A 9,346-nucleotide genomic window follows, 5' to 3' on the forward strand; every position below is an offset into this window, starting at 1 on the left:
TGGTACTTTAGATGCGCTGAGTGGATAGAGTAACCGGTGTGCTCCGGTAACACTGTTTGGAAAATCCGAACAATGGAAAACACGATGGATCGTTTCAGAGCGATGAGGCTCTTTGTAAGTATTGTAGAGAGGGGAACGTTCACCGGGGCGGCTGAACAGCTGAACATGTCCCGCGCTTCAGCCACGGCGCTTATCCGACAGCTAGAACAACATGTTGGAGTTAGCCTGCTGCATCGAACCACTCGACAGCTCAGCGCGACGCCAGAAGGTGAGCTCTACTACCATCGGTGCCGCGATATTCTCCAAGATCTGGCCGAGGCTGAGAGCCTCCTGTCTCAGCGCGCGAATAGCCTGACCGGACGGCTCAAAGTTGATCTGCCAGCATCCCTGTGCCGCTTGGTCGTGATGCCGGCATTGCCCGATTTTATCCGCCGTTACCCGGATATCCGTCTGGATATAAGCGTGAGTGATCGGGTTGTTGATTTGCTTGGTGAAGGCGTGGACTGTGTACTGAGAATCGGTGAATTAAATGACTCGACGTTGATCGCTCGTCGCCTCGCCGAACTTTCTCAAGTGACCTGCGCGAGCCGAAGTTACCTTGAGCGTCACGGCATTCCCGTAACGCTGGAAGAGCTGGAGCGACATCACTATGTGGAGTTTCGCTCAGCCAGCACCGGGCGGGTCGATCCTTTGTATTTCCGTTTATCAGACGGCGTTGTGCAGCGCCGGCTCAGTTCCGTGCTGTCCGTTAACAATGGAACCTCCTACGTGGCAGGCTGCGAGGCGGGACTGGGGATCGTGCAGGTACCGCGCTACCATGTGGCCGCTCAATTAAATAATGGTGACTTAGTCGAAATTCTATCTCAGCTGGCGCCGCCACCATTGCCCCTGTCTGTTCTCTACCCACCACAGCGGCAGGTTCCGAACCGGCTGCGGGTGTTTATAGATTGGTTGGTGGAGTTGCTTCGGCCATTTTAGCTTGAATACAAGAGGTGCTGTTCATTTCGGCTTTGGGGAAACCGTCAGTAGCTAAAAGCGCTCCGTGCTATTTAGCTGCTGATATCGCACAGATGGGCGCCTTAGGTTGGCGCCCCCATCACTCGTAAGGCGCACCGATATTGCCGAGTGCTACGAACACCGCGGGCGCCACGAAGTTGTCCTTTGCCAGATCATCATCAGTCACACGTTCGCCGCCACAGAGTAGGTGAGCACCGGCCTGCTTGGCGGCCTCGACATAGCCCATTACCTTGTTTAGGTGAGCTTCGGAGATCAGTGCGCTGATGTCCATTGGTGCAGACCTCGCCCTGAGTGAAGAAGTTAGCCATCATTGCGCCGGATACGGCATGTTTCAGGTCCGCACCCTCAAAAATGATCAACGGTGATTTGCCGCCCAGTTCCATGGTCACAGACTTTAGTATTCTGGCGCTGGCTTCCATCACCTTCTTTCCGGTTCCACACTCGCCGGTGAAAGAGACCTTAGCGATCTACGGGTGCGCCGCGTCCGCAGCGTATCTTCCGGGCAATCGTCGAGGGGTTAATCGCAATAGTACTGCTGATCGGTGGTGATCTGTCTGCGCTGCCGGCTGGTGTGACAGCGACAGCTACTCCCTTCTCCATTGTTATGTTGTTGATGTGCTACCGCATCGTCATTGCGCTCAAAGGGTAAAGAGCACATCTTGGTTAAATAATGTCTTAACCTAACCGGGTTTCCGAGGTGCCTGAGCCAAATGTTAAGGGCGCCCCGGAAATTACATTTTTGGGGTACCAATAAACAATCGAAGGGAAGTCACACTTGTGCTTTTTCAGAAATCGACACTGTAACACAGTAGGCCCCCTACAAAACTTGATGGGTCGAGCGGGAAAAGGTTCCTGCATCTACAGCTAGCTTTAATCTTGAGAAGCCAGGGGACTGGGAGCGGTTCTGTTCGCTAAATGAAATGTCCTTCCAATAACGGCTCCATTTTTCTTTCGGGTAGGGGCAGGGCTTTGCTCTGTTCCCCTTGTGCTTGGTCAAACGCTCGGTGCGAGCGAGATGTTTTGGGGTTTGAGTTAGGCAGCCAAGACCTAATGGATGATAAACGCATCTTTGTTGGGGACATGCCAAACAGGTCTCGAAAACTGTGGCTGAAATGGGTGCTGCTCAGGAAGCCACATGCGATTGATATTTCCGCGATTGATCGGTCGGACTGCAACAATAACTGTCTTCCTCTAGATAGCCTTAATTCAAGATAGAATCGAGAAGGGCTGATTTCGAAGTAGCGAGAGAACAGCCGCTCCATGTGTCGTCTTGAAATTGAAATATAGGCTGCAACTTCCTCAAGACTTAGCGGTTCCTCAATATTACTCTCCATTAGCTCTAGAGCGCTTCGAAGAGACGCTGGAAGGGCTCTGTGTTTGTATTTTTTGATTAGGTGGTCATCTACATCGGTATAAGTGTCACACGCGAGAATCTCATCCACACCTAGTTTCAGAGAATCCCCAAAAAGAGTATCCACCAATTCTAACATTACTTTCATGGTGCTGTTGGGCCCCGAACTGCTGAAGAATCGGCCATCGATCTCATATGACTTAGTGCTCACGTCTGTTTTTGGAAATAACTCCTTGAGTAGGGCCAAGTTTTCAGGATGTGCGGTACAGGTACGACCGTCCAAGAGTCCTGTGTTTGCTACATGGTAAATGCCGTTCCAGATACCGCCAATCCACTTTTGACGCCTAGCGCAACGGGTTAGCACCGACTCTAGGGTTAAACTGTTGATTAACGGTGTACGGTATCCTCCGCAAATCACAAGCATATCGAGGTCGGCCCGGAGAGCTTCTTCCAAGCTTTCTCGAGTTTTAATTTCCAGACCAACATCACTGAGCACGTGATTGCCTTCGAGACAGACGTGAGTGAACTTTACCAATTCGTTGTTATTGATAAGGTTAGTTGTCGTCAGCACGTCGACAGCGTTCGTAAATGCAGCCATCGAAAAATTTTCCAGTAGTACAAATACGACTTTAAAAGGCGTTTCACAGTGCTGTTCTTTACTGAACGATGCGTGGCTAAGGAGTTGGCTCGGCCCTGATACGTTTTGGTATTGATAAGATAAGTTATTTTTTTTCATGTGAGCAGCCTCTTTTTCTTGTAGGTATAGGATCTTGGAAGTTGGGCTCTGCTTCTTGTAGCGCGAAAGGTCGGTTCGATATGGGGATGATAAGAGAAATAGATGTATTTTATAAATTTATATATTTAATTGTATCATTTATAAATATAATATCAGTTACGTTTCATGAGATACTCAGGTCAGGTTATGAAAAATCTACCGATGGATTTACTGCGGACCTTCGTCACGGTTCAGGAGTTGGGCGGATTTACTCAGGCTGGGGAGCTTTTGGGGCGCTCGCAGCCTGCTATTAGCCTTCAGGTAAAGAGACTCGAAGAGCTGGTAAATATCCCCCTCTTTACCCGAGGTAATGGGCTCAAATTGACCGAAGAGGGGCAGCAGCTCTTTGGTTATGCACGAAAAATTTTAGAGCTGAATGATACGGCAATTTCACGACTGGTCACGCCGACAGTTAGTGGGTCCGTTCGGCTCGGTATACCAAATGACTTTGAAGTATCCTTCTTACCATTGATGTTATCGAAGTTCTCAAACACACATCCTGGAGTAACACTTGATGTGACCAGTGAGCTCAGTATCAATTTGAGAAGTGGCTTTAGGCGCGGCAACTATGACCTGGTCATGAGTATGGATGAGAATCCATCCGACGAAATCTTGGCTCGGGATGCAATCGTAGAGCCCTTGTCTTGGGTTAGTGGCCCCGGTTTCCAATTGGATTCGGAAGAGCCAGTTCCTCTCGTGCTTTATCCCGAGGGGTGCGTCTACCGACGTCATATTACACAGGCACTGAATAACGCCGGGATTCCCTGGCGCATCATGTACTGCACTTCCAGTTTGCTCGGGATTCAGACCGCGATTGAAGCTGGACTTGGCATAACTGCTTTAGCGAGTAATACAGTACCGACAGGTCTCGGCTCTCACCGCAAGTTCCAGTTTCTGCCGTCGCTAGGGGAAGTAACCATCGGTTTTAATTATGATCTCGCGAATCTAGCGCCAGCGCCTGCACGGTTGCTGGACTATCTCCGAAGTGGCCTTTCTCAGAGCCAACGTCACGGTTGAGCGTGATTGTTGGCAACTGGCGCGTCAGTGCATAACAAAATTCTCTTGAGCTTGCGCGCATTGCATATCTACAACTATGGCGTTACCAAGATGCTGTAGGGCGCTGCTAAATCGCTCTGTACAAAATTGGTCAAGAGCGATACCAATGATTGAGGCTCGATAACGCTGAAGCCCATGGAAGTCTGGCTCATCGACTGTTTGTGTGAAGCTTTTTACTTGGAACCAGTGACTTTCCAGTAGTAGTCGTATCTCATGATAGAGCCCTTGACGGTATTCTCCGCTGATATTTAACGTAGATTGATTGGCGGTGTAGTGATCGACTGAGGCGAGTCCTCTGGACAACACATGTAGGCCATGTGCCGACAGAGTTTCGAGCTGCCGCCAAGCAAAATCCGAATGATGATCGGGTAGACTGACTTTTATGAGTCCCGCCATTCTTCCATTCATCCCAATGACTTGATGATCAAGCAGGTAGCCTTCACAGAAGGCGAATGTTTCAGTCAGTCGTTGCAGCAGCTCTGGGTTGTCATCGGCCGCTATGCTGATAAGCCAGGTTGAATACACCGTCGAAATATCCATCTATAGGCTGAGTTTTAGCGCGGCCGGCTTAACGCCGGCCGCAAACCTCAGGCAAATTCAGTTTTGATGCTGCCTTGGATGCCTTCTACGCATACCCTAAACAGCAGTTTTCCGTGCTCTGCAGTTGCCTTGCTGGCCGATGACAAGGTACCACTGGCGGGGACCCAAGATGGCTCTGGAGGAAAACGGTCATAAGGAGGGAAGGTGGCGGGGGCGTGGTTTACAGTTTTGTCCATGTTCACTAGGTCAGGGTGGAGGTAAAGCATCAGAGATGTCTCCAGTACTCCGCCATGCTCAACGTCCCAACCGGTAAACCCGTCCGGGAAAACCGCCTTTATAGTGGTTTGGTCGACATAGTCCCAGTAGGACAGCAACATAATGTTACAGTCGATACCGTCACGGCGGAGCGATTCCAGAGCTAAATCGATCCCCTCAACGATGAACATAGAGTTCTCGTAGTGTCCGTTGACGAGAACGAAGCGCCGATTGCCGTGTCGGGCAAGCGCGATCAGAACATCCTGAATGGTGTCGATCAATGTTTTTCCATTGATACAGGTCGTCCCGGGGAAAAAATTTCCGCCACCTGATTTCACCTGGGATTTGTATCCATAAGAGATCGCAGGTGCAACCAGGGCATTAGTCAGACCTGAAGCCACGGACTCACTGATCGCCTCCGGTATCAGGACATCAGGGTTCATCGACATATGGGGGCCGTGCTGTTCAATGGCGCCAATTGGTAGGAGGATCACAGCGTCTCCGTGTTGGGTACGTGACTGGTACGATTTCCAGTCCAAATCTGCGAGCCGGTTCATCAAGAGCCCTCCTGTAAAGGCATGGTATTCGCACGCGTTTCTACGAGTATCCTTTTGTGTTCTTGGCTGACACCTTTAGCTAGGGATATGCACATCAGTACCATGAGCACAGAGAAAGGCAGCGCTGCTGTAATCGATGCGGTTTGCAGTGTACTCAGTGCGGAGCTGCCTCCGGCAACCAGAAGTACCGCTGCAACAACCCCCTGCATTATCCCCCAGAACGTGCGATGGCGTTTCAGCGGGTGTTCTTCCCCTTCACTCATAATGGTGGTTAGAACCAAAGTTCCGGAGTCAGATGAGGTTATGAAGTAAGTCGCGACCAGTAGAGTTCCTGCAATAGTTGCAAGGTTGCCGATCATACCGACATCCATACCTGCGAAGGTTGCATAGAGCGCTTCGGATACATTGTTGCTTACCGTTTCAGCAATATGCCCTCCAGAGAAGAGATCGAGATGTAACGCCGTACCACCGTAGGCTGCAAGCCAGACGAAGGAGAGCAGGCTGGATACTCCGATGACTCCAAACACGAATTCTCGTATTGTTCTACCGCGAGAAACCCGAGCTACGAATACGCCAACAAACGGGGCCCAAGACATCCACCAGCCCCAATAGAAGACGGTCCACCATCCTTGCCACATACTTTTCCAGGTGGATCCTGTATCACCTACATTTTGGGTCGCTGACTCCACAAATACGTTGAGTGCCAGCAGGTCGATAACATAATCAGCGGAGACGTTGAATAGAAGTTTGATGATGTATAGCGTCGGCCCAAATGCAATGAAGAAAACTAGCAACAGGATTGTCAGCCACATGTTGCTTATCGATAGGTACTTGATACCGCGCTTCAATCCTGTCAGAACCGATACAAGCGCACAGGCCGATATCACAACGACCAACAGTAGTTGGATACTGGTGTTCTGTGGGACCCCCCAAATGGCGTGTAGACCTGCGTTAATTTGTTGAACGCCCAGTCCCAAGGAAGTTGCTATGCCGAAGAGGGTGGCAAATATAGCGATTACATCGACCGTTATACCGACTCCTCCTTCGACGCGATTGCCGAGTAGCGGATAAAGTGTGTATCGAATACTCAGCGGCTTGTTCAGGCGATAAGCGACAAAGGCTAGGGAAAGCCCTACTACTGAATATATAGCCCAAGCATTAAGTCCCCAATGGAAGAATGTCACTTTCATAGCGACTTCAGCGGCTTCTGCGTTTCCTACGTCCGAGGAGAATGGCGTGCCACTGGAGAAGTGAAACATTGGTTCGGCGATGGACCAGAAAATAATCCCGATACCTTGCCCGGCGGCATATACCATCGCGAACCAGGCAAAATAGCTGAACTCAGGCTTTTCGTCATCTCTTCCGAGCCGAATATTTCCATAGCGACTGAAGCCGATCCAAAGACAAAATCCAAGAAACCCTGCTGCTAGGACGATATACCAACTATTGGCCGTCAAAGTTACCAGAGTACGTGTGTCATCGATCAATCGTGCAGATTGTTCGGGAAATATCAGAGTATAAAGCGTAAATGCCAGTGTTATGACCAAAGAAATCACCACGATAAACGGGTTGATTCCCCGAAAAAGGCCTCTCGATAGAACCATAATGGTTACCTCTTCGAGTTGGTGAGAGCCGATCTCATAAAACGGTTCGGCTTATCACCGCGATGAATGTTATTTTTATCTTTTAGCAGCGTCTCATGGACGGGCCTTAAGCCATCCTTTAGATACCGGCCGCCACAACGTAGCCGCCGGTGGGCATATTTATCCCTTGATAATGTTGTACTCCGGTCCGAACGGGAAACGGGTAATGTTCTCCGCACTCTCTTCTCCGACAACGAGAATATCGTGCTCGCGGTAGCCGCCTGCCCCAGGCTTACCCTCCGGTACCATAAGCATCGGCTCCATCGATACAACCATGCCCGGCTCGAGCACTGTTTCAATATCCTCACGGAGTTCGAGGCCGGCCTCTCTACCGTAGTAATGGCTTAAGGTCCCGAAAGAGTGGCCATAGCCGAAGGTGCGATATTGCAGTACATCATGATCGGCGAAGATCTGATTCAGTTCCGCCGCAATATCACAGCAGCGCGCGCCCGGTTTGATCAACTCAAGACCGCGGCGGTGTACCTTACAGTTAATTTCCCAGAGTTCTAGGTGGCGGTCGGAAGCGTGTTCCGAGAAAAGAGTGCGTTCCAGCGCAGTATAGTAGCCAGCGATCATTGGGAAGGTATTAAGACTCAGGATATCTCCGGCCTCTATTTTTCTTGATGTCACAGGGTTGTGAGCGCCATCGGTATTGATCCCGGACTGGAACCAGACCCAGGTATCCATCAGCTCCCCGTGCGGGAAGGTCGCTGCGATCTCTCGTACCATCGCTTGTGTGCCAGCTAGGGAAACCTCGTATTCAGGAACACCAACGGCTATCGCATCCCGGATGGCAGCCCCACCTACGTCGGCGATGCGTGCACCCTGTTTGATCAGCTCGATCTCCTCGGCGGATTTGATCATGCGCATTTTCATTGTCGGAACGCCGATATCGACAAACTCTGCACCGGGTAGGGCGTCTTTCATTTTGTTTAGGTTTTGCAGAGGCATGTGGTCATGCTCTACACCAACACGCCCGCCATCCTTGATCAATTGCTGTACGGCGTAATAAAAGTTGTCCTTCTGCCAGTCGGTGTAGACGACGTTGTCGCCAAGTTGATTGCGACGGTAGGGTTGGCCGCCATCGATATTGGCTGTGACCGTTGTGTAGCTGTCTTGAGTAATGACAAGGCCATAATCGCGGCCAAATCGACAATAAACAAAATCACTGAAATAGTTGATGTTGTGATAAGAGGTAAAAAGGACCGCATCGATCTGCTGTTCTGCCATGTAGTTACGCAGGTTGTCCAAGCGTCGTTGCAGTTCGGCACGGGAGAAAGTCGGACGCACCTTTCGGCCATTAGGGATGGTCAGTGTTTTGGGCATCGATAGCATTTTCTACTCCTGTTTTTGTTCTTCTCGTAAAGGTCGGTCGAAGAACCATTTTGTGGACACAGCTTGTGTCAGCGTTGTGAAGGACTGATCACAGAACTCAATTAGATGCTAGCGATGCTTGTGTTATTATAGAAATTAATAATAAAAATATTGTTATTTAACTTACAAATGCTCTTGATTACGACGGTGCTCGACCGTATTCGATAGGCGCAAAGGAAAGGTCGACCTTCAGCGTGCTCTTTTTTATAGCCCCAATGCTCAAATACTGTGCATCTCTAGCAACTTCTCTAAGGTAGCTACGAATAAGCCCGATCCAAGGCTCTGAAATGTCGTTGTCACCGCCTCAGAGGCGAAAATTCAACACTTTTAGCCCTTTTTAACCAGCTGCAACCACCTTTTCAGGCAGTGCAGACGGATTAACCCCGTGCTCTCAACATCTGATCCACCCGCACAACGTTGGCCAGTGCGAACAGCATGGCCAACTTGCAGTCGTTTTTCTTCAGGCCACGGTAGCGGGCTTTTACAAAACCAAACTGGCACTTGATGATCCGAAACGGATGCTCAACTTTCGCACGGATACTGGCTTTCAGATACTCGGTGCGGATTCTGACCTTATTGATCCGAGGGTGTTTTTTCAGTGTCTTCAGCTTCCCTGGCTGTTCTGCGATGTACCAGTCCGCACTGACATCTTTCAGCTCGTCTCGCTTTTCGGCGCCCCTGTAACCCGCATCAGCAAAGATGAATGCTTCTTCACCGTGTAGCAGTTGATCAGCCTGATTAAGGTCGTGCTCATTGGCCGCAGTTGTCGTGAAACTGT

8 protein-coding genes and 2 pseudogenes are annotated in these 9,346 nt (G+C 50.1%); 3 read left to right on the plus strand and 7 right to left on the minus strand.

What is annotated here, in order from left to right:
* Positions 1-84: 84 nt before the first annotated feature.
* Entirely contained in the window at positions 85-978 is an 894-nt protein-coding gene (locus G403_RS0101505; RefSeq protein ID WP_027852420.1) for a LysR family transcriptional regulator, read from the plus strand.
* A 154-nt stretch (positions 979-1,132) separates the two neighbouring features.
* On the opposite strand, the pseudogene G403_RS24790 reads toward G403_RS0101505, so the two are convergent.
* Positions 1,133-1,484: pseudogene (locus tag G403_RS24790) on the minus strand (aldehyde dehydrogenase family protein); the annotation flags it as partial.
* A gap of 17 nt (positions 1,485-1,501) precedes the next feature.
* Between G403_RS24790 and G403_RS25215 the strand changes: the two are divergent.
* A pseudogene (locus G403_RS25215) lies at positions 1,502-1,666 on the plus strand (BCCT family transporter); the annotation flags it as partial.
* A 262-nt stretch (positions 1,667-1,928) separates the two neighbouring features.
* On the opposite strand, the gene G403_RS21795 reads toward G403_RS25215, so the two are convergent.
* Positions 1,929-3,104 (minus strand): GlxA family transcriptional regulator, encoded by a 1,176-nt coding sequence (locus G403_RS21795; RefSeq protein ID WP_051298360.1) that lies wholly within the window; start codon positions 3,102-3,104, stop codon positions 1,929-1,931.
* A 186-nt stretch (positions 3,105-3,290) separates the two neighbouring features.
* Between G403_RS21795 and G403_RS0101520 the strand changes: the two genes are divergently transcribed.
* Positions 3,291-4,160 (plus strand): LysR substrate-binding domain-containing protein, encoded by an 870-nt coding sequence (locus tag G403_RS0101520; RefSeq protein WP_027852422.1) that lies wholly within the window; start codon positions 3,291-3,293, stop codon positions 4,158-4,160.
* A 24-nt stretch (positions 4,161-4,184) separates the two neighbouring features.
* Here the strand turns inward: G403_RS0101520 and G403_RS0101525 are convergent, their stop codons facing one another.
* From G403_RS0101525 to G403_RS0101545, 5 genes are all read right to left on the minus strand, one after another.
* Complete coding sequence (locus G403_RS0101525) at positions 4,185-4,739, minus strand: ACT domain-containing protein (RefSeq protein ID WP_027852423.1); 555 nt, start codon at positions 4,737-4,739, stop codon at positions 4,185-4,187.
* Positions 4,740-4,786: 47 nt separating this feature from the next.
* Positions 4,787-5,551: a creatininase gene (locus tag G403_RS0101530; protein ID WP_027852424.1), complete on the minus strand. Its 765-nt coding sequence runs from the start codon at positions 5,549-5,551 to the stop codon at positions 4,787-4,789.
* Positions 5,551-7,155, minus strand: a complete 1,605-nt coding sequence (locus G403_RS0101535) for a BCCT family transporter (protein WP_027852425.1) — start codon at positions 7,153-7,155, stop codon at positions 5,551-5,553. The genes G403_RS0101530 and G403_RS0101535 overlap by 1 nt, the downstream gene beginning before the upstream one ends.
* Positions 7,156-7,314: 159 nt before the next feature.
* Positions 7,315-8,529 carry a M24 family metallopeptidase gene (locus G403_RS0101540; RefSeq protein ID WP_036232007.1) on the minus strand — a complete coding sequence of 405 codons (1,215 nt, stop codon included), beginning with the start codon at positions 8,527-8,529 and terminating at the stop codon, positions 7,315-7,317.
* 416 nt (positions 8,530-8,945) lie between these two features.
* A partial coding sequence (locus G403_RS0101545) for an IS5/IS1182 family transposase (protein WP_027852427.1) occupies positions 8,946-9,346 on the minus strand: 401 nt, incomplete at its 5' end.

Source organism: Marinobacterium litorale DSM 23545 (assembly GCF_000428985.1).
Lineage (GTDB): Bacteria > Pseudomonadota > Gammaproteobacteria > Pseudomonadales > Balneatricaceae > Marinobacterium_D > Marinobacterium_D litorale.

Coding starts and splice junctions, on each gene's coding strand:
- G403_RS0101505 (WP_027852420.1), top strand. CDS start 85: ATGGATCGTTTCAGAGCGATGAGGCTCTTTGTAAGTATTGTAGAGAGG.
- G403_RS0101530 (WP_027852424.1), bottom strand. CDS start 5,551: ATGAACCGGCTCGCAGATTTGGACTGGAAATCGTACCAGTCACGTACC.
- G403_RS0101520 (WP_027852422.1), top strand. CDS start 3,291: ATGAAAAATCTACCGATGGATTTACTGCGGACCTTCGTCACGGTTCAG.
- G403_RS0101535 (WP_027852425.1), bottom strand. CDS start 7,155: ATGGTTCTATCGAGAGGCCTTTTTCGGGGAATCAACCCGTTTATCGTG.
- G403_RS0101525 (WP_027852423.1), bottom strand. CDS start 4,739: ATGGATATTTCGACGGTGTATTCAACCTGGCTTATCAGCATAGCGGCC.
- G403_RS21795 (WP_051298360.1), bottom strand. CDS start 3,104: ATGAAAAAAAATAACTTATCTTATCAATACCAAAACGTATCAGGGCCG.
- G403_RS0101540 (WP_036232007.1), bottom strand. CDS start 8,529: ATGCTATCGATGCCCAAAACACTGACCATCCCTAATGGCCGAAAGGTG.